Origin of the sequence: Mesorhizobium sp. M0276 (assembly GCF_040321755.1) — a bacterium.
Lineage (GTDB): Bacteria > Pseudomonadota > Alphaproteobacteria > Rhizobiales > Rhizobiaceae > Mesorhizobium.
On record NZ_JAMYSC010000043.1, the window covers coordinates 12,636 to 38,894 of the forward strand.

At 58.5% G+C, this 26,259-nt stretch carries 18 protein-coding genes and 3 pseudogenes; 12 read left to right on the forward strand and 9 right to left on the reverse strand.

The genetic code is table 11. The features are described from left to right. Nucleotides 1-317: 317 nt before the first annotated feature. A complete protein-coding gene (locus NKJ01_RS27045) occupies nt 318-794 on the reverse strand; it encodes a type II toxin-antitoxin system VapC family toxin (protein ID WP_352732680.1) in 477 nt (158 codons plus the stop codon). Next, a complete protein-coding gene (locus NKJ01_RS27050) occupies nt 791-1,093 on the reverse strand; it encodes a hypothetical protein (RefSeq protein WP_023778360.1) in 303 nt (100 codons plus the stop codon). Before NKJ01_RS27050 ends, NKJ01_RS27045 begins: the two co-directional genes overlap by 4 nt. A gap of 1,004 nt (nt 1,094-2,097) precedes the next feature. Between NKJ01_RS27050 and NKJ01_RS27055 the strand changes: the two genes are divergently transcribed. The 7 genes and pseudogenes from NKJ01_RS27055 to NKJ01_RS27085 all read left to right on the forward strand — a co-directional run. Beyond that, entirely contained in the window at nt 2,098-2,427 is a 330-nt protein-coding gene (locus tag NKJ01_RS27055; RefSeq protein WP_352732733.1) for an ArsR/SmtB family transcription factor, read from the forward strand. A 28-nt stretch (nt 2,428-2,455) separates the two neighbouring features. After that, nucleotides 2,456-3,793: a serine hydroxymethyltransferase gene (glyA, locus tag NKJ01_RS27060; RefSeq protein WP_352732683.1), complete on the forward strand. Its 1,338-nt coding sequence runs from the start codon at nt 2,456-2,458 to the stop codon at nt 3,791-3,793. Between the two features lie 53 nt (nt 3,794-3,846). Next, nucleotides 3,847-5,019: a methionine adenosyltransferase gene (metK, locus tag NKJ01_RS27065; protein ID WP_352732736.1), complete on the forward strand. Its 1,173-nt coding sequence runs from the start codon at nt 3,847-3,849 to the stop codon at nt 5,017-5,019. Nucleotides 5,020-5,124: 105 nt separating this feature from the next. Continuing rightward, entirely contained in the window at nt 5,125-6,117 is a 993-nt protein-coding gene (locus NKJ01_RS27070; protein ID WP_352732686.1) for an adenosine kinase, read from the forward strand. Nucleotides 6,118-6,548: 431 nt separating this feature from the next. Next, nucleotides 6,549-6,698 (forward strand): hypothetical protein, encoded by a 150-nt coding sequence (locus tag NKJ01_RS27075; protein ID WP_023778352.1) that lies wholly within the window; start codon nt 6,549-6,551, stop codon nt 6,696-6,698. 78 nt (nt 6,699-6,776) lie between these two features. Continuing rightward, a complete protein-coding gene (locus tag NKJ01_RS27080) occupies nt 6,777-8,984 on the forward strand; it encodes a KAP family P-loop NTPase fold protein (protein WP_352732689.1) in 2,208 nt (735 codons plus the stop codon). A 364-nt stretch (nt 8,985-9,348) separates the two neighbouring features. Beyond that, nucleotides 9,349-10,035, forward strand: a pseudogene (locus tag NKJ01_RS27085) (5-methyltetrahydropteroyltriglutamate--homocysteine S-methyltransferase); the annotation flags it as partial. Between the two features lie 440 nt (nt 10,036-10,475). Here NKJ01_RS27085 and NKJ01_RS27090 read toward each other — a convergent pair. Then, the gene (locus tag NKJ01_RS27090; RefSeq protein WP_352732692.1) at nt 10,476-11,531 is read right to left on the reverse strand and encodes a cytochrome-c peroxidase; all 1,056 of its coding nucleotides are present in this window, start codon (nt 11,529-11,531) and stop codon (nt 10,476-10,478) included. A gap of 953 nt (nt 11,532-12,484) precedes the next feature. On the opposite strand from NKJ01_RS27090, the gene NKJ01_RS27095 reads away from it, so the two are divergent. Further along, complete coding sequence (locus NKJ01_RS27095) at nt 12,485-12,838, forward strand: hypothetical protein (protein ID WP_352732695.1); 354 nt, start codon at nt 12,485-12,487, stop codon at nt 12,836-12,838. A gap of 134 nt (nt 12,839-12,972) precedes the next feature. Here NKJ01_RS27095 and NKJ01_RS27100 read toward each other — a convergent pair whose 3' ends face one another. Both NKJ01_RS27100 and NKJ01_RS36520 read right to left on the reverse strand, forming a co-directional pair. Then, entirely contained in the window at nt 12,973-13,977 is a 1,005-nt protein-coding gene (locus NKJ01_RS27100; RefSeq protein WP_352732698.1) for a glycosyltransferase family 10 domain-containing protein, read from the reverse strand. Nucleotides 13,978-14,099: 122 nt separating this feature from the next. After that, nucleotides 14,100-14,729, reverse strand: a pseudogene (locus tag NKJ01_RS36520) (transposase); the annotation flags it as partial. A gap of 398 nt (nt 14,730-15,127) precedes the next feature. On the opposite strand from NKJ01_RS36520, the gene NKJ01_RS27110 reads away from it, so the two are divergent. Beyond that, nucleotides 15,128-15,598, forward strand: a complete 471-nt coding sequence (locus NKJ01_RS27110) for a Ros/MucR family transcriptional regulator (protein ID WP_352732701.1) — start codon at nt 15,128-15,130, stop codon at nt 15,596-15,598. 227 nt (nt 15,599-15,825) lie between these two features. On the opposite strand, the gene NKJ01_RS27115 is transcribed toward NKJ01_RS27110, so the two are convergent. Next, the gene (locus NKJ01_RS27115) at nt 15,826-16,038 is read right to left on the reverse strand and encodes a cold-shock protein (RefSeq protein ID WP_023679670.1); all 213 of its coding nucleotides are present in this window, start codon (nt 16,036-16,038) and stop codon (nt 15,826-15,828) included. 377 nt (nt 16,039-16,415) lie between these two features. On the opposite strand from NKJ01_RS27115, the gene NKJ01_RS27120 reads away from it, so the two are divergent. The 3 genes and pseudogenes from NKJ01_RS27120 to NKJ01_RS27130 all read left to right on the forward strand — a co-directional run bounded on the left by NKJ01_RS27120 (nt 16,416) and on the right by NKJ01_RS27130 (nt 19,941). Beyond that, entirely contained in the window at nt 16,416-16,643 is a 228-nt protein-coding gene (locus NKJ01_RS27120; RefSeq protein WP_245260682.1) for a hypothetical protein, read from the forward strand. A 951-nt stretch (nt 16,644-17,594) separates the two neighbouring features. Then, a pseudogene (locus tag NKJ01_RS27125) lies at nt 17,595-18,309 on the forward strand (M16 family metallopeptidase); the annotation flags it as partial. A 174-nt stretch (nt 18,310-18,483) separates the two neighbouring features. Beyond that, nucleotides 18,484-19,941, forward strand: a complete 1,458-nt coding sequence (locus tag NKJ01_RS27130; protein ID WP_502905919.1) for an NAD-dependent succinate-semialdehyde dehydrogenase — start codon at nt 18,484-18,486, stop codon at nt 19,939-19,941. A gap of 795 nt (nt 19,942-20,736) precedes the next feature. On the opposite strand, the gene NKJ01_RS27135 is transcribed toward NKJ01_RS27130, so the two are convergent. From NKJ01_RS27135 to NKJ01_RS27150, 3 genes are all read right to left on the reverse strand, one after another. Beyond that, nucleotides 20,737-22,740 carry a class I tRNA ligase family protein gene (locus tag NKJ01_RS27135; RefSeq protein ID WP_352732706.1) on the reverse strand — a complete coding sequence of 668 codons (2,004 nt, stop codon included), beginning with the start codon at nt 22,738-22,740 and terminating at the stop codon, nt 20,737-20,739. Between the two features lie 339 nt (nt 22,741-23,079). After that, complete coding sequence (locus NKJ01_RS27140; RefSeq protein WP_352732709.1) at nt 23,080-23,859, reverse strand: phytanoyl-CoA dioxygenase family protein; 780 nt, start codon at nt 23,857-23,859, stop codon at nt 23,080-23,082. Between the two features lie 505 nt (nt 23,860-24,364). Continuing rightward, nucleotides 24,365-25,696, reverse strand: a complete 1,332-nt coding sequence (locus tag NKJ01_RS27150; RefSeq protein ID WP_352732715.1) for a lysine N(6)-hydroxylase/L-ornithine N(5)-oxygenase family protein — start codon at nt 25,694-25,696, stop codon at nt 24,365-24,367. Nucleotides 25,697-26,259: the final 563 nt, after the last annotated feature.

Sequence of the window (26,259 nt, forward strand, 5' to 3'; positions counted from 1 at the left end):
ACCAGTCGCGAGAAAGCCTCGATGAGAAGGCCCCGAGCCGCGCGCGGCATCGACTACGTTTGGCGAGAGGCCTTCGAAGACGAGATCGAGTGTAAGATGGACGAGCTCGACACGCATATCGCGCAGTCCCTGCGATGGCGCCTTGTCCGCGGCGCTCGTGCGTGCGAACTGTTGGTAGATCGAGCTGACTAGATGAACCGGGATGGCATTAAAGCGGAACTGGAAGAGACGCCCTGGCCGAACTAAGCAAGATCAATCCAGCCATCGCTAAAAGGTAGGCGAACACGAGACGTTCGGACGCCGTGCCGCTGAAATCCTCAAGTTGAATCGGCCGGACCGTTGGAGCTATCATCACCCGCTTGGCTTCCAGAGCTACGGAGCGGGTTGATTATCTGAACGTCCTCGAAGTCCTTTTCATTGTCGGTCACTACGACACACTCGTTGGCTTCGGCTACAGCGGCAATGATTGTGTCTAGGGCGCTCCGCGAACAGCCTCTGGCTTTGCCGTTGGCCATCAGCCGCGCCCACACGAGGCCAGCTTTCTCGTCGAACGATAGCACGCGGCCAGCGAACAGCGCTTGCGGGCCTTCGGAGCCCTCGAACCAAGTTTCAAGGCTGCTGCGCTTTTTCCCCTTCGGCTTCTTTAGGATGCCTCGGCGAATTTCGGCGACAGTAAGCGAAGCAATGAAGAGGTCTTCGTCCTTCTGCGCGCCCATCCAGGCCAGCAACGAGCCCGAAGGCGCCGGCTTTATGACGTTGCTGATGATATTGGTATGAAGAAGGTAGCGCGTCACAGGTCGATCTTGCGCCCCTCTTCGCGCGGCCGGCTGAGGTCGAGATTGGAGCCAACCAGAGGCGAGCGACGCAACGCGGCGAGAATGCTGCCCGCTTTCGGTGGCTCACCCGCCACGGCTTGCTGTATGGTCCGACGAAGCTGTCGGGCATCCGGCCCGCTCTCCGTTAATTTTCGGGCAAGAGTTCGCAGTAGATCGCGGTCTGCGTCGAACGCCAGGATCTCGAACCGCGCGATGCCGCGCTCAGCCAGGCGAGAGCGATAATTCTCGATGGCTCTCTTCTGTGCAGTGTTGCCCATCGCGTGCCTCCGTTCTCTATCCGGATATATAGCCATGGCTTCTTCGGAGCACAAGGTGCCCCGTCATCGGCCAGCACTGGCTCCTGCGCGACGCGCGTTATTGATCACAAAGAATTTCCATCTTGTCGAAGCACTGCGACTTGGCATCATTGTCGCGAAACGGAGTATTTCGCGTCAGGACAGGAACGCGATTAATAGCGCGACCGAAACGTGCAACAGCCGAAATGCTTCGTGTGGTCGCCGGCGCGGCCCGCGAATCGGCTGTGCCTGCGTCGCCGAAGCCCGATCGACGCTTCGTCAATCTGGTCCATTTGCTGGCGCGACAGGCCGCACGGGATTTCGTTCAAGCCGAAACGGATAGCCAAACGCGAGACCGCGTCCCGGAGTAGGGGCCGCCTCATGAAGGTCGCGCTTGGCGCTCGCTACTGAACTGACAATCACCGAGACGCCTCGATCGAGGATCAGTTGGCTCTGCTGCTTGCGTGCTGAAAGCAAGGCTGGACAGTCGTCGACAGCAATACCCACCGCGCGATCTTCGGCGCGTCGCTGTTGCGTCCCGGCCTTCAGGAGCTGATCAGCGATGCGATGCAGGGCAAATTCCTGATCGTGCTAGCAGAAGCGATGGATCGCCTGACCATGACCGCTGCAAACCGGGAGCAGGCCAGGCTGGGCGAACGTTGCAACAGATCCTTCAAGGAAATTCATAGACCCTTAGCAACTTCGGCTCGCTGTGAATGGTAGGCTTATTGCAACGTCTGAGGTCAGTGGTTCCAAACCGTGGCCCCGCTTATCTTCGACTCGCCCAACTGCCTGCAAGTTCGGCTAAAGGCAGGAAGAGCGCCCATTTGTTTGTTGGACACAGGATATCGACGGTCGTCACGGCCACCGAGATTTGTCCGGTCGTGGACAACCTTCGAGATCTGCAACTTCTGTGGAGAACGCGAAATGAGAAATTCGGCAGGACGTGGTCCTGAGCCATGATGACACTGGTTAGTCGCCTACGCATGGCAGCGCATCCTGACCGCCTTCGAATCCTGGGCCTTTGTGCGCATGCGGACCTAACTGTCTGCGAGCTAGCCGAGATTCTGGGTCTATGCCGAGAGCGGGTTGCGCGACACGTCCGGCTGCTCGCCAGAGCCGACTTTCTTTGCTGCAACGAACAGCCTCCGTGGCGCTCGTACCATCTCAAAGCAGGATCCAACGACGGCGGGCTGGTTCAATTATTGATCGATCTCCTGCCCCATCGCGACGGCTTTCATAAACAGGACCTGCAGCGGCTCGAAGCGGTACGAGACACGCGGCCGAAGGGAACCGCGTGCTTGATCGTGAGGTAAGTCAATCGAATTGGAGCGCGACGCTACCATGGACAACTCCGCCAACGGCGCGATCGCACAGCCCGGCACGAATGGACGGTCTGCCTTGGCCAGCGTCGATTCCCGCGTGCATGAACTGATTTTAAGACAGGAGCGGCAGGAGCGAACGACCCTCAAACTCATTGCCTCGGAGAACTTTGCCTCCTCGGCCGTGCTGGAAGCGAACGGCTCGATTTTCACGAACAAGTACGCCGAGGGGTACCCCGGTGCGCGCTACTACGCTGGAAACGAGATCGTTGATGAGCTTGAGAATCTAGCCATTGAGCGCTTGAAAACACTATTTGGCAGCGAGCATGCCAACGTCCAGCCTTATTCCGGCTCGCCGGCCAACCAGGCTGTCTATCGTGCGCTTTTGAGTCCCGGTGACAAAGTCATGGACTTGCCCCTTCCGGAAGGGGGCCATCTGACTCATGGTTGGGCCATCAACTTTTCCGGAACTGACTATCAACGCGTGCCCTATGGACTAGATGAAAAGACACAGCAGATTGACTATGACCGCTTACGCGAGACAGCCAAGCGGGAACGGCCGCGGCTCATTTGGGTCGGCGGAACTGCTTACCCGCGTGTCTTTGACTACGCGGCAATGGCAGAAATCGCCCTGGAAGCGAACTCCTATCTCGTAGCCGACATTGCGCACATCAGCGGCCTGATTGCCGCGGGAGCGCACCCGAATCCCGTGGGCCATTGCGACGTGGTCAGCAGCACGTCCCACAAGTCGATCCGCGGTCCGCGCGGTGGCTTCATTTTGTCAAGGAACGAAGATCGCTATCAGGCCCTGTATCATACAAAGAGCAAATACAATCTCGCCAGACGAATAGACCGGGCGGTCTTCCCTCACCTGCAAGGCGGGCCCCACATGAATGCCATCGCTGCGCTAGCGGTTGCCTTGCACGAAGCCGCGAACCCGTCCTTCCGAAGCTACGGCCAACAGACGGTCAAGAATGCCAAGGCTCTGGCACATGCACTGCTTGAGCGAGGCTATGACCTGGTGACCGGGGGGACGGACAATCACATGCTGATCCTTGATCTTCGCGATCGGCCACTATCGGGCAAGGCCTATGCCGAGCGACTAGCAAAGGCAGGAATCATCACAAACTTTAATATGGTGCCTGGCGACCCGCGGAATCCGGCGGTCACAAGCGGAATTCGCCTGGGGGCGCCAGCAGTGACGTCAATGGGCATGCGCGATGTGGAAATGGTGCAAATTGCTGGCTTCATTGACTCCGTCCTCCAGCGGCCAGACGACGAAGATCTCCATGCCTGCGTGCGAAGAGACGTTGCCGACTTGTGCGCTGCGTTCGAGGTCCCGGGCATCTCCGACAAGTAAGGTGGGCCAAGCAAAATGCCCATACCACATCCAACACCCGAAGCGAGGTATTCATGGCTAGGCAGTTCGTGTTCTCTTCCGAATCGGTTGGCGCGGGGCACCCGGATAAGTTGGCCGACAACATCTCGGATGCCATCCTCGATGCCATCCTCCGCACAGATCCCAAGGCGCGCGTCGCCTGTGAAGCGTTGGTAAAATCAGGGATAGTCGTTCTGGCTGGCGAGATTACCACCGAGGCGCAGGTGGATTATAGCCAAGTTGCGCGCGATACGATTCTCGACATTGGGTACGACGACGAGGCCGTCGGCTTTGACGGCCGGCGTTGCGCCGTCGTTCATGCCCTCACCGAGCAGTCGCCCGACATCAGCCAAGGCGTTGACGAGGGAAGAGGGCAAGACCTCCAGCAGGGAGCGGGAGATCAGGGCGTCATGTTCGGCTACGCATGCCGCGAAACCGATACCCTGATGCCTTTGCCGATCCAGCTCGCTCATCGCTTGACGAAACGGCAGGCGTATGTCCGGAAGGCACAGCTTGGCTGGTTGCGTCCTGACATGAAATCCCAAGTCTCAGTGCGCTATGAGGGGTTGCGCCCGGTCGCCCTGGATACCATCGTCGTGTCGACGCAACATGACGAGCAGGTCTCGCAAGAGACTGTCCGCGAGGGCGTCATTGAGGAAATCATAAAGCCTGTCCTGCCGACCCACCTGGAGACGGAAGGCATCAGAATTCTGGTCAACCCGACGGGGCGGTTCGTAGTCGGCGGGCCGCGCGGCGACTGCGGTCTCACTGGACGCAAGATCATCGTCGATTCCTATGGCGGGATGGGTCGTCATGGCGGCGGCGCCTTCTCGGGCAAGGACCCGTCCAAGGTTGACCGCTCAGCTGCCTATGCAGCCCGCTATGTCGCAAAGAACATCGTCGCTAGCGGACTTGCGGACGTGTGCGAAGTGCAGCTTGCTTACGCAATCGGCGTGGCCAGTCCGGTTTCCGTCATGGTCAACACGTTCGGGACAGCCAGGGTTGAGGAAAGCAGGATCGAGCGCCTCATTCTTGAGTTGTTCGATCTCAGACCGAAAGGCATCATCAAGATGCTTGATCTCTTACGCCCTATATACCGCAATACAGCGACCTATGGCCATTTCGGCCGTGAAGAGCCTGATTTCACCTGGGAGAAGACAGACAGGGCCGACGAATTGCGGCGCGAGGCAGGACTTGCCGCCCCGTGAGGGCTGGCGCCGAACGGATTGGCAAGCGGAAAGCCCATTCCCACTGGCCAGACCCGCCCGCGCCCGGCATGCCAGAAAGCCGGTGGGTTTTTGGCGGAGACATTGATGCCGAAATATGACGTGCTTTGCATCGGCAATGCCATTGTCGACATCATCGCCCAGTGCGACGAGGAATTCCTCGAAACCAACGGCATCATCAAGGGTGCGATGAACCTCATCGACACAAAGCGCGCCGAACTGCTTTACAGCCGCATGGGGCCGGCGATCGAAGCCTCCGGCGGCAGCGCCGGCAACACGGCGGCCGGCGTTGCCAGCTTCGGCGGCCGCGCCGCTTTCTTCGGCAAGGTCTCCAACGATGCGCTGGGCGAAATCTATGCGCACGACATCCATGCGCAGGGCGTCGCCTTCCACACCAAACCGCTCAAGGGCGAGCCGCCGACGGCACGCTCGATGATCTTCGTCACCCCGGACGGCGAACGCTCGATGAACACCTATCTCGGCGCCTGCATCGAGCTCGGGCCGGAAGATGTCGAACCCGACAAGGCTTCCGGCGCCAAGGTCACCTATTTCGAGGGCTATCTGTGGGATCCGCCGCGCGCCAAGGAGGCGATCCGGCAGACCGCGAAACTGGCTCACGCGGCGGGCCGCGAAGTTTCGATGACACTGTCGGATTCGTTTTGCGTCGACCGCTACCGCGACGAGTTCCTCGAACTGATGCGCTCGGGCACGGTCGACATCGTCTTTGCCAACAGCCACGAGACCAAGTCGCTCTACCAGACCTCGTCCTTCGACGAAGCGGTGGCGCAGATCCGCAAGGACTGCAAGATCACCGCCGTCACACGCTCGGAAAAAGGCTCGGTGATCGTGCGCGGCGACGAGACCATGGTCATCCAGGCGACGACGATCCGCGAACTGGTCGACACCACCGGCGCCGGCGACCTCTACGCCGCCGGTTTCCTGCATGGCTACACGCAGGGCCGCAACCTCAAGACCTGCGGCGACCTTGGCTCGCTGGCGGCCGGCCTGGTGATCCAGCAGATCGGCCCAAGGCCAAGGCAGAATTTGCGCCGCGAGGCGGAACGGGCTGGGTTGCTGTAGATGCGCGGGCAACTAACCAGACGCCTACTGACGCGATGATCGCAGTGGCGGAACTGTGTCAAAGCTCGCTGATAGCAACAGCCATTCGCTCCGGAGAACTGACCCATGCTGCTGCCGTGAAGCTCGCTGGAGGAGCGGTGCAACGCGTGCTTGCCTTGACGGCATTCACCGTCATCCAGATCGTCACCGGCAATTTCCAGAAGCTCAGCTTTACGAGTATGCCTATCGTTCGGTGCCGATCCATTCCCGGGTTGCCGACATGGTGCAGGCCCAGCGCCTCGCTGGCCCGAAAGTAAGCTGCTGTTCCCGTCCCATACCGACCAGACCAAGCCCCGCGACAATTTCCGTAAGGGGCTGGAGCGATTTAAGGCCCTCCCCGGTGTGCCGGAGTATTTCCAGCTCTACGATCTTAAGCGGATTGCGATCTCCTCATGCTGACCCGCCAGGGCGTGTCGCACGAAGCCATATCCCACTACGTCGACCACAAGGGAAATCTGGAAACGACCATGATCTACGACCTTGGTCTCGTCGATCCCTTGCGCCCCGTCACCGAAAGACTCGGCGCCCTGCTCGGCATATAGGCTCCGACGACGAATACTTAACCCTTTAGCCGATGAAATAAGATACAAATCTCCATCGATATCAGGCTAGATTATACCATGTCATCTTCTGAAAGTTACTCGGTACGAGGCGACCGCGCCTTAGGCGCGGGCGATCAAGATAAACTTGGCTTCCGAGGGGTGGCCAAGCGTATTGCTACGTCATTGGTCGACCGGGCATCTGAGGACGGCCTAGTCGTCGGACTTGAGGGGGCTTGGGGTTCTGGAAAATCGAGCCTGCTATTTTTGGTCGGCGATGAGCTCGGCAACCTACCTCCCGAGGGAAGGCCGACAGTCATTCATTTTCGACCTTGGCTGATCGGCAATCGGGACGCCCTGATCGTTGGCCTTTTCGGCGAGTTTTCCAACCAGTTGGATCGACTGGCTCTCGCAGCTGGGGACGCTACGCCAATCTCAATCAAAAAGGCTAAAAACGCCGGCAAAGCCCTGCGCAGCTTCATGGGCGGATTAAGCAAGGCTGGAGGACTCATTGAAGTTGCAGGGGATTTTGCAGGGATTGGCGCGATTAAGTTCGCGGGCAAAGGCCTGAAAGCTGCAGGCGACATGGCCGGAAAACAAGCCGATCCTCAGTTGGCCACTCTCAAGGACCAACTTGTCGCGTCGTTGCGCGATCTTGGTCACCGTTTTGTCGTCACCATTGATGACGTGGATCGGTTGGAACCAACTGAAATTTTGGAAATTCTGCGCCTGGTAAGGTCTGTTGTCGATCTTCCGAACGTAATCTATCTGCTCTGCTACGATAGCGAAGTGCTGGCACATAGCATTCAGGAAGCCGCCAGTGTCCAGAACGGCGGGGCTTTTCTCGAGAAGATCGTCCAACTGACCGTGATGGTGCCCAAGCCGGAAGCTTTCCAATTACGCCAGTGGTTTGCCGAGGCACTACAACAAATTGGAACAGCTAAGGATGAGGACGAGCGCGAGCGGCTACGCAAGGTCATCGATCACGAGGGCGGCCGGCAATTGCGGACTCCCAGATCGGTGGTTCGGGCATTAGATTCAGTTCGTTTCTTTTGGCCCCCTCTCCGGGAAATTGGCGCCGATCTGGCGGATCTGGTCTGGCTGCAGCTGATTAAAGACGGCAATCCGGCGTTGTATCGATGGACCGAAGAATACTGCGGAACGGCGGCGGCCCTGTCCTTGGGAACGGCCCGGGTGGATGAAGCGGAGAAAAGCCAGCAGGTGGATTCACTTGAGGCCGCAGCCGGTAAAAACGTCTTTGATGACCATCTCTATCGGCATGCTTTCTCAGAACAGCTTGCTGGCGTTACCCCGAACTTCTCAAAAGCCGGACCTGCATTCCAGCTTTTCGAAAGAGTTGACGACCGAACGAGAGATGAGGCGATTCAAGGTCGGCGCCTGGCCAGCCCCGACCACTACAGGTTCTACTTCGCGATGGCCACACCATCCCACGCTCTGACGCAAAGTGATTTCGATGCCTTGCGGGACGCACTGACAGTTGGTCCCGATAAAACGACAGCGGTGCTGTTGACGTTGCAAAGCCAAAATGCGGCCGGAACTCTCACCAAGGCTGACTTGATGATCAAGCGGATGAAAGGTGGCGCCTACGAACTGTTAGACGGGAAGCAATGTCGAAACCTGCTTATGGCCTTGGCGAACAGCATGGACGAGGCATACCGTCTTCGTCCGTTCGACGGGTTTGCTTTCAGTTCATTGTGGGACAGGACGCTTCCGCTCGTAGCCCTGCTTTTGGCGCGGCTGAAACCCGCTCAACGCAGTACCACAACCCGTGACATGTTCGCAGAGGGCGCTGCAATCGGATGGCTTACTTTTGTGTTTCGGCATGAGATTTTTGCCCATGGCCGGTTCGGAGATCGGAGTCGTAACGAGAGCGACTGGGTATTGGCAACGGAGCAGCAGGTGGATGATGCTATCCGCATCATGCTCTCGCGGTACAATGCAATGACCCTCAAACACATTTTGCACTCCCCTCGCCCGCTAAGCCTTCTCTTCGCATGGCAGCAAGCCGGCGATGGGGAAGGCCCCCGGCGGTTGTTGGGCACTCACAGCAAATCGGACGAGGGGCTTTTACAAACTCTTGAAGGGCTAACCTCTCAGATCAACAGCAGTGATAGGGGAATCGTCACGGTGCTGTCTAGAGAAAATATCGAGCCATTTCTTGACTACGAGCAGGCAACAGGGCGAATAAAGGCACTCGCGTCGAAACCTAGATTCAAAGAGGCCGCTACTAAGATCATGAAGCTTATCGACGAAGGGAAGCAATTCTGAAACGCCTTTTTACCGCGGATTTTTCTGACATCAGCGCTTAACGTCATTTTTTGACTGTGACGCAATGAACCAACGGCGATTTCGGCTGCAAATCCCACCAAAAGAAAGTACGGCTTATGGAAGCCCTGCAAGCGCTGGTGCTGACCAGCACGCAATTGCGTGACATGCTGACGGACGCTGCGAGACAAGGGGCGGCACTCGCCGTAGCCGAGCTCCGCGCTGATCTTCGCCAGTCGCCCGAAGATGCTACGTTACAGAAGCTCCGAAAGCTACCTGACCGAACCGGCTTCCCTTTCCAATCCCCATGACCATTGGGCAGACAGCGGGCTGATCCGCCGGATTCAGGTTACCTCACGCGGAAAGCCAAGATCCGATGACAGTGCGCTGGTGGCAATTCGCCCAGTCGCTTACGGAAAAGCCCGTGAAGGGAATGCTCACGGGCCCAGTCACCATTCTCAACTGGTCTTTTGTTCGCGACGACGTACCCCGCTCCGAATCCTGCCGCCAGATCGCGCTCGCCATCCGCGACGAAGTGACGGATCTCGAAAAGTCCGGCGCAAGGTTGATCCAGATCGATGAGGCCGCGTTTCGCGAAGGATTGCCACTGCGCCAATCTGACTGGAAAGTCTATCTCGACTGGGCTGTCGAATGCTTCCGGATCGCTTCAACGGGTGTAAAGGACGCGACTCAAATCCATACCCACATGTGCTATTCGGAGTTCAACGAGATCATCGACGCGATCGCTGGAATGGATGCGGATGTCATTTCGATTGAGACGTCGCGCTCGAAGATGGAACTGCTGGACGCCTTCACGAGCTCGAAATATCCGAACGAAATCGGTCCCGGCGTCTATGACATTCACTCACCACGTGTGCCGGAGGTCGGCGAGATTTCGGACCTAATCATGCTTGCCCGCGAGCGACTGTCCGACGGCCAACTGTGGGTAAACCCGGACTGTGGCCTCAAAACACGCAAATGGGAGGAGGTCCGCCCTGCCCTCATGAACATGGTCGCTGCAGCGCGCGCGCTCCGGGAGAAAGTGCAGGCCTGAGGCTTCTCCTTCCTCACCGTGTGGTGAGCTACCGGGCTGGCGCATGTGGGCCGTGAATATGCCAAACCGGTCCCACTCTTGGAAATAAGCACCGGCGAAAATGTGCAATTTTCCTTCGGCACGTGTCCTAATCCCGCAGAAATATAAATGTGGCACCACGCATAATATTGGTTCCTTGGGAACATACAGGCCCCGCGCCTTGAACAAATCGTACACGTGTCGTTTCTTAAAGTAGACTGCTTGGCGCGTTCGCTCAGGCGGCGGCAATATATGGTGCTGCGTCTGTCAGCCCCCAGTTGATGCGCGCAGACTACGGGCGCGGTGGCAGGTTTCGGGTATCGCTAGCGTCCCGCCAATTCGGAGATGGACGTCGCAATTCCGTGTCGCCCAAGTAAAAGTCGCACTCATTTTCGATTGCGACGTCCGCAGCCAGCTGGCCCTTATTTTCCTAAGATCTGCGTTACAGGCCGGGGCGTTGTCGCCGTTTCGGAGGGTAAGATGGGATAGGCGACCTCGGGTGCCTCTCCGGTCAGCGAGTTGAGGAAGGCAACAAGCAGATCAACTTCTTCGTCCGCCAGTACTACGCCAAGCTGGGTGGTCCCCATGATGGCGACGGCCTGTTTCAGATCCCAAACCTTGCCCGAATGAAAGTATGGCGCGGTGAGTGCAACGTTGCGCAGCGGCGCCACGCGGAAAACATAGTAGTCATCGGCTGCATTGGTGACCGCAAATCGGCCCTTGTCTTTTTCCGGCAGGACCTCGGCGCTGGGCTGTTCCACGAGGCCGAATGGGTAATTGGCTTGCCCACCAACGTTGATGCCGGCATGGCAGGACGAGCAGCCTTTGTCCATGAAAAGCGCCAGGCCCTGTTTCTGTTCGGGAGTCATAGCAAGCTCATCACCATTCAGGAAGCTGTCGAACGGGGCCGGTGTGACCAGTGTCGCCTCGAAGGCTTCGATCGCCTTGGCGAAGTTGTCGAAGGTGACCCGATCGGCTTCAGCCGGAAAAGCTGCATCGAACCACTCGACATATTGCGGCATGGACTTGAGCGTGGCGATGACTTGGCCCGGTGTATTGGCCATTTCGATCCCGGCTTGGACCGGTCCCTTTGCCTGAGCCTTCAGGTCTTCGGCACGACCATCCCAGAACTGGGCGATGTTGAAGACAGCGTTCAGTACAGTCGGCGCGTTGCGCTGTCCCTTCTGCCAACCGTGGCCGATCGAGGTTTCGTGATTGTCGTCGCCGCCGGTGGCCAGGTTGTGGCACGAGTTGCACGACAAGACGCCTGACGCCGAGACGCGTGGATCGAAGAACAGTGCCTTGCCGAGAGCGATCTTTTCCGGGGTGATCGGGTTGTTGGCGACTGTCGGCGTGGTGGATGGCAAAGCCCTGAAGGTGGCCAATGCCGTATCTCTGAGGTCGGTGGGGATCGATTCCGCAGCAAAGGCGGTGGGTGCCAGCAAGGTGACAGCCATCGTTCTGAATAGGATTTTCATAAATGGTCTTCCTGCGTCGTGCACGCAGCCACTATGCGATCTGCGGCTCATGAACGCCCTGAGCTAGATCAGCTGAGGGAAAGGATCGGGGTCTGACACCTGTTTTCGCGGCTGAGCTGGGACCCTCTTGGAAGTGATCGCTCTTCTCGATTGGACTTCAGGGAGGAGGAGTAGCCCTGCTCGGCAACCGTTTGTATGCATCAAAGCACGCCCTGGGGCGGCTTCGTAGATTCGGTCACTGCGATCTTCCCGCCATCGTTGAGAAACTCGATAGCATCCGCAAGAATGGCTATCTCTTGCACGATGTGCGCTGCACGCCTTGCGAAAAGTGAGCTTCTGAAACCTCAGGGTTCATTCGTTCCTCCGGACCTGCTGATTGCGTGAATCGACCTTATCGACACCCGCCGACTGCACATTGTGATGTCACCAGCGATGGCGGTTTCAATACCTAAGCAGCGACGGTCTATGCGACATTATGGATGTCCTATCGGAATAGCCGGTCCGCCTTGTCGATCGTCACACCGGCATATAGCTCCGCTTCTACGAACATCCCATCACGCGAGGAAAGACATGGCCAACACGCGCAGTATCGCCAATCTAGCCCTTGTGCCGGCGCGGCGCTTGAGCAGGTCCACCGGCTGCAACTGCCTCACACCTTGATCCACAGATCCTAGGAGATAACCACGTTGTCGTCATCATTTGACGGACGCGGGGCATTGGCCCATAAGCGAGCCACCGCAAACTGTGCGGTCGCCAATGCGTAATGAAGTGAATTGGAATGATCTTCGGTTGCGAAACACGCACGTCCGACGCAGCTTGCGTTGACAGAGGCGGTTTTACGCGCAATAGCACTTCCGCCGGCCTATTTTTGTGGAGTTCAATTGTGGTTCGGCTAAGGGCGCGGGGCGCCGGACCGGCGCCGGTAAACCTCATTAAAGAGAGAGAGACCCTGCATGGAAGAATTCTTACCGCGCATCGCCACTGGTGCCGGCATCGGCCCGGCTCTCGCAGAGAAGGGCGTTGGGTTAATGCTGGGTTTCCTGCAAAGCCACGCGGCCGACGGTCCCGTTGCGCGCATGATCGAGGCCATTCCGGGAGCTTCGGAACTAGTAGCGAAGTATCATGGCGACGACCCAGAGGGTGGCGGCCTTATGGGGCTCGGCCAGCAATTGATGAGTGAGGGTCTCAGCATGGCAAAGATCGCCGGTCTCGCCAACGAGATGATCGCCTGCGCCAAGGAACATGCCGGCGACGAACTCGTGGACGAGGTCCTCAATTCCGTTCCTGGCCTTCCCCAGTTCGTCTGATCAGCGGCAGCCGGGGGCGCATGACCTCGTGCGCCCGTGCCGGCCAGTTTGCGGCAGGCATTCTCCGCCGAGCGTTCGTACCGATCTCGCCAGACCACCGACCGCCGGGCACGCCAAGCGAGCGTTGGAGTACTTCATTCGTCTAATCCAAAATCGACCTCAGGCGAATCGATGTGTATAATTTCCGGCGGTAAGGGTTTATCCTGAACGCTTTCGATGAAGCTCGCGAGATAAGCAAACGTATTGTATTTCTCGAGGACCAACCGCTTCGCCTCTCTTATTGCGCCGCGACGTTCCTTCCAGAGGTCCGAGTCGATGATTTCTTGAATTTTTGGGATTACGTTCTTGTCCTCTGGGTCAATCAGAACCATAGAGTCCGAAGGGAAGAACCTCGTGATTGCCGGGCTGCCGTAATAGATCGGCATTGTTTCAGCAACGAAGCAGTCCATAAGCTTCTCTGTAAAATAGTAATCAGCACGAGTATTCTCGAACGCTATACTGTAACGGTAAGGTGCGAGTGCGTTCCATTTATCTCCAATCAGCCGAAAACCTCGGCCGAACAGGTCAAAATCGAGTTCCTTTCTCAGCCGTTCCAGAAACGCCAGCCGATATCGATGTCCTTTAAGCAGGGCGATGTCACTGGTAATCCATGAGAGCCGAAGCGGCTTATCCACGACTTCGCTGACCAGAAGTTGGTCATATGTCTTGTTTACAGACCAAGACCGAGTGATAGGTGGAGACAAAACGAATCGGCGCGCTGCATTCTGCCGAGCAGCCAGCTCTGCGTCACACGTCAGGACGATAGTATTTTTCCCCTGCCCTTCATGAAACGCGCGATGAGCTTTCGTCGGCGGTTCGCCGATTGCAAAAATTGTCCTGTTTGGGCTCGCCTCGATATCAACAGGGAGCCCGAAAAGAGAAGCAGAGTTAAAGACGATATGCCAATCGGGCACGAAGGATGTCGTGCGAACAAAAGCGACATTGTTCCAGATTCCACTGCCCTTTGGAGTGAGATGGTGGATTGCATCATCCAAAACACCCCAAGAATCTAGACATGTAGCAACAATGGGCGCCGGGCGTTCCGTCAACAATTTGGCCGACAAAGAAGTTTCACTCCCTTCACTCGTGAAGGTACTCAATCGCCATTCCGGATTGCGGTAACATTGGGCAGCATAAACCTTCCGGGACCCGCTGTCGAGGCAATTGTCGCTTTGCACTTGACTAGGTTCTTCCTCGCTTTGTGGTGATCAGGCCGGCTGAGTGGCAGCATGCGTGCCCTAATGAGTTCGCACCCCGCTCTGCCCAATGGTACGTTTAATCGTCTTCAGGCGGTTGATCAGCCCTTCCGCCTGGCCGTTGCTCCACGGTAGTTCAATGGCATCGCGAACGGCGTCAGCGTCACGGCGTAGGACCCGACCGAAACGCGTGATGGCGACGGACCCGGAGTTGACGCCACGTCGATCGAAGTGTCGAGCTTGCCCAATTCACAGGCCCCGCAAAATGCCGCGGAAGCGCATGGCAAGCCTGCGCATAGTGGCAAACTGATGTGATCCCTGCTTCAGGACGTCGACCTTTGTGGCCTGGTTGATCATCAGCACATCCCGAGGCTTCGTGCAGAGGGCCGGGGCGACTACCGGCGAGATCACACGGCCGGTCGCGGGATTCGTATGGGACAGCGTCGCTGGCTGGTTGACGCGTATGATTGAAGCAGGCGACGCACTGTCCTTGCCCGGCCTCTCGGCGCGGCGCCAACTTGCGAGAAGCCGCTCCAGATTCGAGAAGCTGCCTGTGTCGCCGCGCTGTTCGAATCGTGGAACAGGTGTCGTCCGCAGCGATTGCCGTCTCTCGAGGACCGGTTAAGAAACGCCTCGAAATACATTGATGTCCTTGGTTACCAGCGGCGGTTCCCAGCCCCTTGGAAGAGCGGCTCACCGGGCGATGAACTTACATTTGGCCATGGCCAATGAACGTCCATCGTCCCTGATGCCACCAGCAAGCGATCACGATCCCTCGATTTCACAGTCAAAAGAAGTAATATCGAGCCAAAAAACCGCGCTTAGGCTCAAGACCACTAGCAACTTCGACGCAAAGTTACAGCCGGGACGCGCCACGCACCTCGGCAGGGTCGCCAACAACGAGTGGCTCAGCGTCACGACGGGAAATATGGCGCATCGATGTCGCTTCTGGACGAGCATTGGCAATAACGCTGTCGAGCATTGTTGCTTTCAGCGGCAACCGGCCCTATGAAGCGACGCTTCGCTGACTATGTTTCACCGCCTGGAGAGTTTCATGACAGAAGAAGCCGGAAAGAACGTCGACACCCTCATTGAGCTTGCCGCCGATGTCGTGTCGGCCTATGTCTCCCACAATCCGATCCCGGTGGGGGATCTCCCTGCCCTCATCGGCCAAGTGCATGCGGCTCTGAGAGCGACGGCCGGAGGTGTCTCTGCGCAAGAGCCGGTTGCCCTTACGCCTGCAGTCCCGATCAGGAAATCGGTGACACCGGACTACATCATCTCCCTTGAGGACGGGAAGAAATTCAAATCGCTAAAGCGCCATCTGTCGACCCACTATGGGCTGACGCCGGATGGATATCGGGCCAAATGGGGCCTGCCGGCGGATTATCCCATGGTCGCACCGAACTACGCCGCGGCGCGCTCGTCATTGGCCAAGACGATGGGGCTCGGCCGCAAACCGAAGGCGCCGGAAGCGCCGGAGCCTGCGCCGACGAAGCGAACCCGCAAGAAGGTCGCGGCTTGATTTCGGCAATCGAGATTCGTTCTGGAGCGTTGCAGCCATCGGCTTAATCTGCGCGTCATATAAGAAGGCGGGCCCAACCCCGCCTTCCTTTCAAACAACTTTGTTTCATGAGGAGTTCGCGACGCCTGCAGCAATCTGCTGCCCTCAGTTTTTGCTCGCCCCTATCGAGCGGCCGTGAGGACCTCCGGACCTACGTGCCTGCTCTTGCCAGGACGCAGGAGAAAATTTCAACCAGCTTTGCTCAGGCTGCCAGCGGAGGACTTGCCAGTGCGGCGATCCTGCTCGATCTCATAGTTGATTTTCTGGCCGTCAGCGAGGGTCGAGAGGCCCGCGCGTTCGACAGCGGAAATGTGGACGAAAACATCCGGACCGCCATTGTCGGGCTGGATAAATCCAAACCCCTTGGTGCTGTTGAACCACTTTACCGTTCCAGTCGGCATATACTTGTTCCTTCTTTTACAATGCAACGTGGGCAGGCCATTAGGCCTGTCCGAGTCATAGCCGAGACTTGGGCGCAGCAAAAAGCGAAAAATTGTTAAGCCACGATCAGCTGGCGCACTCCATTGTGGCGGTGGTCGCCAGCAAGCACTGTCCTACACTACCGCTCGAGCATATCCTCGCCGGAAGCGCCCGATTTCTTCCAACGCTCCTCAGCGCCACGTCGATGGCTCGTGTTTGGAGGCGTGGGACGTAAGGCCGACCGCTGCTCGTGCCGCCAGGTCAAAGGCCGGGTAGTTCACGGATCTGCCTTCGTGCATAACACCTTGGGAGCGCCTTAAGGAGTTTCGGGTTGGATTGTTTCAAGAGGGTCGAGGGGTTGATCGATGCCACCAGCGTGGAAGCGATCGATAGCGCGCGCGTTTTGCTGGACCAGTTCAAGGGCAAGTCAGAAACAATCGCCCAAGCGATTGACGACTTCCTGCTTGATTTCATGACCTTGCTGTTTGTGGTAGAAGCCACCCGCGAGCAGTTCCACAATCCGGCGAGGCGGTTAGCGCGCATCAGATTGAGCAAGGTCAGGCTGTTACTCACGCGATGCTCTTGACCTAAGCGACCACCCGCCAGGCATGCATTTGCAGCCGAAAGGAAGGCAAAATCTGTTCGCCGGCAAACCGGGCGCACCAGGCGGCATTTTACGCACATGAAATCAATCGCGACTGCTAATTCTCCTGTTTGGTGCCCAGGGACTACGGCAAACGCGGACAGCTTCCGTGCTGCTGTCCTGCAGCGACAAATGTGCCTGCATGCCCCCACCGCGAGCTCGACGGTTGTTTCTCACGTTGACCAATGTCCCGTGAGGCCATCACGCCAGAAGAGAGCAACGGCATCGTTTTTCCCGCCCGAGCCATACGATCTCGTTTTCCAGCGCCTCGCGAATGTCGCCACTCGCCGTTTTTTTGATCAGGTCCGTCTTCGCGCGCGAGCAGGCTCCGCGCCCGACTTAGGCTACGCTACTCACGCCTCTACCCTTCAGCACCGCCCGGTCTGACTGTCGAGGACATCGGTCCGCTGGAGCGACAACATCTCAACTCTGACCATCAGTGCAGCGGCCTTCGAAGCGCATCCTGTACCCCTCCCCGGCAGCGCGCCTCATCGTCTTCCGAAAGAAGAAGATACTCTCAGCCGTGCTCGCGTCGCCTTCAGCCCTGTTCGATGGCCCACAATGTCGGATGCGAAACATGTCAGACCCGACTTGTCCACATGCCTCGAATGGTTTTCTGATCTGGCACGGTGCATGCTTGGTCGTCCGCAAGACGTCGCGGACCAAGGAAAATCCCTCCAATGACCACCTCCCCAAGAACACCGCCGCAGGTCTCCTGGGTCCATCCGAAGGTGAGGCTCGAATGAGCCCTGGCCCCATGATTCATCTGGCTCGGCGCTGCCCGCCGATCCTCCCACGAGGAGGCGAAGACGCAGCGCGTTCATCAGAATGAGGAACAAATCACTTTGCCTCGAACCTTGCCTTGCCAACCGGAGCCATCGATCGCCCCCCTAGCTGCGCAAGGCGTTCACCGCCACCGCCCTGGCCCTGGTGACGACCGCTCCGGCTCTGGCCGCCACCGACGGCGGCAAGATCGCGGATTTCCTGCTCGACAATGGCATGGAAGGGTCGACATCCCCGATCACCGCGCGCCGATCGTCACTCATATGGTCTGGTACAAGGTCGGCAGCGCCGACGAGCCACCCGGCAAATCTTGCCCATTTCCTCGAGCGTCTGATCTTCAAGGCGACCACCAACCGTGCCGACAGCGAGTTCGACCGAGCCGTCTCAGTCAGCGGCGGCTACAATACCGCCCTCACCGCCTATGACTCGCTTTGGGCGAGATAATGGGCTTCGAGGCCGATCGCATGTTCAACCTCATCCTCAACTACGATGATATCGAGAACGAGCGAAACGTGATCCTGGAGGAGCGCCGTTGGCGCAGAGAGACGAACCCTCAGGTCTGCTGGACGAGGAGGTCAACGCGACGTTGCGGCCGAATCAGCCCTACGCATTGCGGTCAACGGCTGGATGCAGGAGATGGAGAAGCTGAACGGCACCGACGCATTCACGATCTACAACAAATACCTGCCGACCGAACAACGCCGTGCTGGTGGTGGCCTACGAGGCAGAGCCTGAGAGGGTGAAGGCGCTGGCCACTAAGACCTATGCGCGCGGGCCGATCCTGCCCCCGCGCAACCTGACCGGCCGAGCCCGACTAGTAGAACCGCGAGGCATCTTCTAGCGATTTCACGGTATTCTCCCTTTCCATTTTGGGTGCCGTGGTCTGCTAGCTGTCTGGCCGAGGCCCTATAAGGAACTTGGACGTCCGTAATACACACCGCACCTGCTATATACACCTGCTGCGTTGAGGAGGAATCCGGTATTGCCCCTGTGCCTGCCGATGATCCGTCACCTGAGATGCCCCGACCTGTTTGGACCCATTGATCGCCTGCCGGCACTTGGGACGCGGATTAGCGAGCGGACATTCGAGGTCCTCAACCCGTCGACCGGCGAAGTGCTGGCAGAACTACCCGACATGGGTGTCGAGGAGACATGCGCTGCGATCGACAAGGCCTATGTCGCGCAGCCTGGATGGGCAGGGTTTACCGCCCGTGAGCGCAGCGACGTTCTATGGCGATGGCATCAGTTGATCATCGACCACGCCGACGATCTCGCTGCAATTCTCACCGCGGAGATGGGCAAGCCGCTTGCAGAGGCCAAATCGGAGATATCGCATGCTGCGGCGTATCTGCAATGGTACGCCGAGGAGGCAAATCGCGTCTATGGCGAGACAATCTCCGCACCATCGACGGACCGCCGAATGTTGGTGATCAAGCAGCCCATCGGGGTCGTCGGCACGATAACGCCATGGAATTTCCCGGCCTCGATGGTGGCGCGCAAAATCTCGCCAGCCTTGGCAGCGGGCTGCACGATCGTCCTCAAGCCCGCTGAACAGACGCCGCTCGTGGCTGGAGCAATGTTCGCCCTCGCCCATCAGGCAGGCTTTCCCGAAGGCGTCGTCAACCTGATCTATGCATCCGAAGGTGACGCGGTCGGCCGCGAACTTTGCACAAATCCCAAGGTCCGCAAGATCAGCTTCACCGGGTCTACTGAGATCGGGCGCCTACTCATGCGCCAGTGCTCGGACCAGATCAAAAAAGTCAGCCTAGAGCTCGGCGGCAATGCACCTTTCATCGTGTTCGATGATGCGGATATCGATGCCGCAGTTGACGGTGCGATCCAGGCGAAGTACCGCAATGCCGGCCAGACCTGCGTTTCAGCGAACCGCCTTTACGTCCAGTCGGGCGTTCACGACGAGTTCGTCGAGAAATTCGTGGAACGGGCTCGCCAACTTCAAGTTGGTGACGGTTTCGCGCCCGGAGTGGACATCGGACCCCTTATCGACAAGCAGGCTTTGGCCAAGATTGAATCCCATATTGCCGATGCCGTAGCTAAAGGCGGCACAATTCGATGCGGGGGCAAACGCATCGGCACGAATGGCACTTTTTTCCAACCAACGGTCCTGACCGGTGTCACCAGCGAGATGACCGTCGCGCGACAAGAGACATTCGGGCCGCTCGCACCGATTATTCGCTTCAAGGATGCGGATCAGGTCGTCCGTGATGCCAATGAAACGATCTACGGCCTCGCGGCCTATTTTTATGCCTCTAACCTGAAGCGTGTCTGGCGTGTCGCCGAGGCCTTGGAATATGGAATGGTCGGGGTAAATACCGGCCGGATGTCTTCGGAAGCGGCGCCGTTCGGTGGGATAAAACAGTCCGGGATCGGGCGGGAGGGATCCCGCCATGGCCTCGAGGACTACCTCGAAATGAAATATCTCTGCATGGGCGGCATCTGAAGCATCGGCTTGCAGGGTTCACAGACGGGGTAACCTAGCGAGCGATCTCCAAATATGTGAATTGTAGAATCGCTCCTCGATTGGGAACTGAGGGGCGGCTCCGTACCCGAGCAACATGCAATCCTGAGGAGTGCCTCTCGATGAGACAAGCGTCTGCATTGTCGGCGAAGACGGCGCGCAATCGCTGGAGGATACGCTTGCGATTTAGCGGCCCTCGCCGACTATCTACAGGCGACGGGCTGTCGTTGGGCGGGTATGGTTGGAAGCTTGTGCACCATAGCAATCGTGAACGCTGGTTGTGAGCAATATCCGTTTTCGGGGGGCAGAATTTGACCTGCTATATTCCGATTGTCAGTAGCTCAGTTGTTCTTCGGCCGACTGCGGCGCCGGTTCGGACAGATCGGAGATAGCATCAGGCAGGCATTCGCATCCGACATTTCCGGTGATCGGCGCACGATCCAGGGCGCGCCAGGTTGACCAAGCGCCTCGGACCGCATGACAGCCTTGACCGCCTGGAGGACGGAAATCCCGATGCCGAAGAGGTTGGTCAGCGCAGTCGAGCCCACACGGCATTTGCGGCACGAACAGCAAGGGCTGGGAAGCGATCGGCCGGGCGGTGCTCCAAGGGCGGGCCAGGGTTGTCGACGACGCGTAGGTTCAGGTCCGCTAATCTGGTCTCTACCGTTTGATAGCGGCTTCGGTCGCCAGTGACAGCGAGTCAAGATATTTGGCATCATCGGCTTTGATTGCCTCATCTGGTCGAGATTGGGATAGCTCACTGGTGCACCTTTGGCCTCATAGTGTTTCCCCGTCATCGAGATGAGGATTGCCGGATTTGGCGTAGAACACCAACACGGGTCCGAGATCAAAGCGCGTCCCGGGCGCAAGGCGCTGGACGGACCGGGGCCATGTTTCGGTTGAGGCGCCATCGATGCCTCGCGCCAGCGTTGTGGCGAAGCGGGGCATCAGCGGAGCGAGTGTCGGTGCCAGGATCGCAGCGGCCGTCGTCTGAAGGGCTAGCGAAGTCCGATTGCGGGCGGGATAGAAACGTCGCGCCGCCGCAAAGTCTCGCGCCCCGCGGTAGATCACGCAATCGCGCACGAATTCGCAGACCTGAGTGGCCGCGCGCCGAACCGAGAAGCCTTCGTCCGAATAGGCGTGCTCCATCGCCGCGCGATAGATCTCTATGCGAGCAAAGAAGGCGCGGTCGACCGGGCTCCAGTCGCCTGCATCGGGTACACGGCCGGCAAAATCCTGCTTGATTTCCTGGTTCAACGCCTCAAGCCAGTTCAGCCAGATGCTTTGGAACACCTCGTTCTCGGTGCGGCGCAGCGCGTCCAGCGTGAAATCCGTCCGCTCACCTTCCGGGCGTGTCAGGCCCAAATGAAGGCGCACGACGTCGACTGTCTTTGGGCTCAGAACCTCCTTGCCCCAGACCGCATGGCGGCAGCTGGTTGAGAACTTCTTGCCGTTGAGCAGGTAGAACTCGTTGACGTGATAGCGAATACGTGGCGTCCAGTGGGAGAAGACCTCGGCGTAAAGAGCGGGGTAGAGTAGCGCGTGGTAGAACGAATTGTCGAAGCCGAAGAAATGGACAATCTGCCAGTCGTTGCCGGGCATCTCCGCCTTCCAGTCGCGACCCATCGAGCGGCCGAGCGCCTGGATGTTGTACAGAAAACCGAAGGCCATCTCCGGCCAGACCCAGATCACTTGCCCCGGGAACCCTTCCGCCGGCAGGCCCCAGTCCGAGGGGTGGGTAATGGGCACTGAAAAGTCGCCGCGTTGGCGTAGGCGCGCGAAGAGATCCAAGATCCGTAGCGGGACGCCCGACGCCCTTAGATGCCGGTCGATATTGTCGTAGCATTGGTCCATGGCAAGTTCCGGACGGCGGAGGGAGCCGACCACCGGCGCCTCGGCAGACTGCCGTGACCTCGCTGCACCTAAGTCGTGGCAAAGGTTTGGGGCACCGCATTCCTCGCAGATGTTGCCAGCGGCGGAGCCGCCGCAATCGGGGCAGAGGCCGCCAACATCCGGCTCGTAAAGATAATGGCCTGTCACAGCATCAAAAAGCGCAGGGCTCTGGCGCAAATCTACCGCCGCGCTGCTCAGAAGACTCCGGAAACACGCGGTTTGGAACTCGCCGTAACCGTCATCGCCCATTGTGGCTTGGAAGCTGTGGACCTCACAATCGAGATGTGCAAGCGTGGCGCGAATCTCGTCGGCGTAATAGCGCGCCACGTTTGCAGGCGTCGATTGATCGGCATCGGCGCGTGTCGCGACGTAGCTCTGGTAATCGTCGCTTCCGGTCAGGTGATAGGCCTCGACTCCTTTCATGCGCAGGAAACGAGTATAGACGTCAGCGCCGAAATAGGGGCCAGAAAGATGCCCCAGATGCAGATCGCCATTTGGCGTTGGCGGCGTGGAGAAGACGAAGATTGGGCCGCGTGGAGCCGTGGTCTTTGCAGCGGCATCAAGGGCGGCCTCGCCGTCTCGCCAGTAGACAGCGACGAAATCTAGGTCTTTGTTTCCGTCATTGCGCAGCACATGCGCTTCAAAAGGGTGGAACAGAACGACATCGCCCGCCTCGACCGAGATTTCCCCCCGGTCGGTCCTGAGATTGCCCGATCCTGACAGGAACACGAACGCCTCGATTTCGTCGTGCCGATGGGGCTCGGATGTGACGCCGGGTCCAACCTTTCCGAATGAAAACCCCGTGCGAGCGCTGCCCGTTCCAAGCGTGGCCGTGTCGATACCGAACGCCCGCGACAGTTCCGTTCGAGAAAACGTGTATTTGCGCATGACAACGAACCTAAGCTGTTGAAGAGTGGGACGGACCTTCGGCTGCCAACGCAACAGCCTCAGGTGCACTTCGTGGAGAGAAACGGCAGCCCGACCCGTTGGCGGCCCGGCCAGGATAGTGCAGCTCTGGGCCGGCAAGCGGGCGACCAAGGGCGGCACTAGTCGGGCTCTAGGCGCACAGAAGACCGCCTGCGACCACCTCCGCAATCCACGTGCCAAAGCGTCGTAACGGGCTGCGGTCGATGCTCCGCGAGCCCGCAAATCAGACATCCATCCCGTCCGCGCATTTTTGAGCGGTCGATCAGTTTCGTGTGCATGCCTCCGCCTGGCTGCGTGAGCTCAATCGCGATAGAAGATGCCATTTGGGGGCTTGAGATTGTCGAGATCGGCCACTTTGCCCTCGGGCGGGTTAAGGGCGCGCTTAAGCACGTTATATTCAGCGCGGGTCGGCCCGCCGGTTGAAGCACGCTGGAACACCAAGTAGAGTGTCCGCCGAGAACGATTGCTTTTGTTCGGTCGTGAGTAGTGCGGTGCGTAATCGTCGAAGATGAAGACGTCGCCAGACTTCCATACTACGGGTTCCCAGGAGAACTTTTCGGCAACTTGAGGGTCGATCACCCCACCGGCATCCATGGGAAACACCCCCTTCTTGTGGTTGCCGGGGCTGAAGAAAAGCCCGCCGTTTTCCTCGTCGGAGTCGTCGATGCCTATGGTAACCACCGCATGGACCATCCGATCCGGGAGTTTGTGTGGAATGTGATAAATGTCCTGATGCGGGAGATAGCCGCCGCTGTCGGGGTAGTGGAAAATCAGCAACTCCTTGAGCCTGCGCGAATCTTCGCCAAGCAACTCCTCGACCGCTGACTTTATGCGCTGATCTTCTAAGAGCAAACGACGCAATGGATCATGGAAGTCGAGAAAATTCTCCATCTTGGAGGTGATCTTTCGATTGTCCGTCGTCTTCTCGAACCACATGAGCCATTTATCATCGCTGACGGCCCAGCGTGACATATCTTCGACAAAGGTAGAGATATCTTCCTGAGCCGCTGGAGCGAAGAACCTTTCGAGCCTGACGTATCCGTCCTTCTGCCACTTTTCTCTTTGTGCATCAGTCAACATGCGAAAAGCCTCCTCTTGGAAAGACTGGTTTGGTTGGACATACCAATTCGGGCGGTCGGGCGCTGATCAAGTTGCGGGCCCACGGAGACGGACTCACGTGGTGAGGGAGGCGATGCTAAGTGCGTTCCGCTCCGGCGGGTATGTCCGCAGAAGCTCGGCGCGAGACTGCCTATGTCAGGCTCAGCCGAGTCCAGGGGTTCCGTAAACTCGGCCGGATCAATCGCTTCACCCGGTTCAACCACGACACGCATCGCCAAAGGCCGGCACCATCCGCTACCTGCCGACCCAGCCATGGCCGCCAAGGCCACGGCGGTCTTTCGAGTGAGCGACTTGGTACGGCCTTGGCAACCGTAGGGGAAATGCACGCCTCCAGAGTGATGCGATGCGCCGCTTGGTCCAAGGGCTTGGTCGATCACGATGATATCGGAGAAGCCTCCGGGATTCACCGCAGCGCAGGCGGACATCATTCCTAGGATGCCACCGCCGATGATCAAAAGCATACGAGTCATATTCCACTGCCCATTTCTTCGGCTGCGTGGTTGGGCCAGCTCTCGATCGAGGTATGGGTGATGAAGCCAGGATGCTCGGGGTTCGCGCATGGCGCGCGCCCAAGTAGGCTATCGAGGATGCGGCGCGCGCGCCAGGCCAGCAAGCTTAGGTTCGGATCGGCCAGGCCGCGCTGCCCGAGGCTCGCATTTTGTACGAAGATGCGTCTGTCACACGGTCCGTCCCAGCTCACCGAAAAATCCTCGCGAATAGCTAATTCATTGTCGATCTGCTCCAAGCGGCCCATGATCGGTCCCAACAAGCTTGGGACCGCGTTCTCGTAACCGGTGGCCAGGATGACGATGTCAGCCGTGACTTCTTCGAGCTCGTCCATGCCATGCTGCAGGGTCAGCCTGTGACCCGGTCCGGCGTTGATGCAGTGCGAGACGGTGCAGCCCGGCCGCAGTGTGATGTCGCATCGGTTTGGCTCGAAAAATGCATGGCGGTACAGCGCCTGATAGATCGCGCGCAACGTGCTTTCCGAAATGCCGTCCGAAGCAAGCACGAAACGCCGCAGGAGCAGCTTACGCTGCGACTCGCTCATCGCCGCGAAGCGATCCGAAAAGCAGGGCATGAACAACTCGTTTGTGAACGGGCTGTTGTCCAGAGGCAGATAGTTTTCGCGCTGCGAGACCCAAGTGATCGAGGCAGGCCGCCGTTCGTTCGGCAGGCCGACAAGGTGCAACATCACCTCGGCTCCCGACTGGCCTCCGCCGACCACGCAGACATGCTTTCTCCGCACCTCAGGGTGGATGTGCAGTAAAACCGATGAGTGGAACAGGTTGCGTCCAATCCAGCCCTGAAATTGAGGCGGAATTTGCGCCTGCTTGCCAATGCCGACCACAACGTTTCTGGCGCCGAGAATCGCCTTATCGGTCCGCACCTGAAACTCGCCGTCAAAGCGGATTTCGCGCACTGTCTCGCCGCCGCGCACAAGTGGGTTCCTGTGGAAGACCCAGTTCAGGTATTGTTCGAACTCCACTCTGAGCACGGCTTCGAACTGTGCGTTCAGGAAGTGATACAGACGCCCGTTCTCGTGCAGGAAGTTTACGAAAGTGTAGGCTGATCGCGGATTCACTAGAGTGACCAGGTCCTTGAAGTGGCTGACCTGGAGCTCCGAGGAATCGAATGCGTTGCCTGGATGCCAGCGGAAGTCGACCTGCCGATCCAGAAACACTGCCCCTTTCCCAACTTGCTCGTGTATCTGACACGCAAGGCTCAAATTGGACGGGCCAGCACCGATCCCAACGCAAGATGACTCCACCTGCTTCCTCCTATAGCGTCTTCCCACTAGGCGGCTTGTTCGCGGCGAATATCGGCCATAGCCATTAGCCTCCGCTCACGGACTTCGAGCCCCAGTCCCGACCGGGCTTGCGAGAATTTGTCCTGCGCGCGGGTCTTCGCATGTAGACCCGCGCATTCCAGCGCGGTGACAATCGACGGGTCATGCCGGCGACGTGGGGCAACGACGTTTGTCCTTTCCGCCTGTCTGGATGCCCCCCTCGCCGTCACGCGAGGAGCTTTCCAGGCCCACTAAGGTGTTTGAAGCCGGCGCAATCGCCTGTCTCGACCATGACGCGCCGGCCTTTCGGCGGCTTTATGGCAGGCGAGAGCGCGGTTTTCACTGCGGCGACGGCATTTTCGGTGCGCATGATCATGGAGACGTCTCGCTGATGCGTTCGCAGAGTCTCATGCATGGGCCGTGCCAGAGAAGGAAAAACTTATTAAACAATGGGTTGTCGGATTTTCGGTCCTGTCGGAAATCAGACATTGAGGGGGACGCCTCACGGCGGCGCCGATTTGCACGTCGATGTCGCCTTTTTCCGAATAGCTAATCGGGCACCTTCTGCACCA

Excerpts from the sequence above, each read along its gene's own strand:
- NKJ01_RS27095 (WP_352732695.1), top strand. The coding sequence starts at position 12,485 with ATGGAAGAATTCTTACCGCGCATCGCCACTGGTGCCGGCATCGGCCCG.
- NKJ01_RS27140 (WP_352732709.1), bottom strand. The coding sequence starts at position 23,859 with ATGTTGACTGATGCACAAAGAGAAAAGTGGCAGAAGGACGGATACGTC.
- NKJ01_RS27055 (WP_352732733.1), top strand. The coding sequence starts at position 2,098 with ATGGCAGCGCATCCTGACCGCCTTCGAATCCTGGGCCTTTGTGCGCAT.
- NKJ01_RS27050 (WP_023778360.1), bottom strand. The coding sequence starts at position 1,093 with ATGGGCAACACTGCACAGAAGAGAGCCATCGAGAATTATCGCTCTCGC.
- NKJ01_RS27115 (WP_023679670.1), bottom strand. The coding sequence starts at position 16,038 with ATGCCGACTGGAACGGTAAAGTGGTTCAACAGCACCAAGGGGTTTGGA.
- NKJ01_RS27090 (WP_352732692.1), bottom strand. The coding sequence starts at position 11,531 with ATGAAAATCCTATTCAGAACGATGGCTGTCACCTTGCTGGCACCCACC.
- NKJ01_RS27075 (WP_023778352.1), top strand. The coding sequence starts at position 6,549 with ATGCTGACCCGCCAGGGCGTGTCGCACGAAGCCATATCCCACTACGTC.
- glyA (WP_352732683.1), top strand. The coding sequence starts at position 2,456 with ATGGACAACTCCGCCAACGGCGCGATCGCACAGCCCGGCACGAATGGA.
- NKJ01_RS27130 (WP_502905919.1), top strand. The coding sequence starts at position 18,484 with ATGATCCGTCACCTGAGATGCCCCGACCTGTTTGGACCCATTGATCGC.
- NKJ01_RS27110 (WP_352732701.1), top strand. The coding sequence starts at position 15,128 with ATGACAGAAGAAGCCGGAAAGAACGTCGACACCCTCATTGAGCTTGCC.
- NKJ01_RS27070 (WP_352732686.1), top strand. The coding sequence starts at position 5,125 with ATGCCGAAATATGACGTGCTTTGCATCGGCAATGCCATTGTCGACATC.
- NKJ01_RS27080 (WP_352732689.1), top strand. The coding sequence starts at position 6,777 with ATGTCATCTTCTGAAAGTTACTCGGTACGAGGCGACCGCGCCTTAGGC.
- metK (WP_352732736.1), top strand. The coding sequence starts at position 3,847 with ATGGCTAGGCAGTTCGTGTTCTCTTCCGAATCGGTTGGCGCGGGGCAC.
- NKJ01_RS27135 (WP_352732706.1), bottom strand. The coding sequence starts at position 22,740 with ATGCGCAAATACACGTTTTCTCGAACGGAACTGTCGCGGGCGTTCGGT.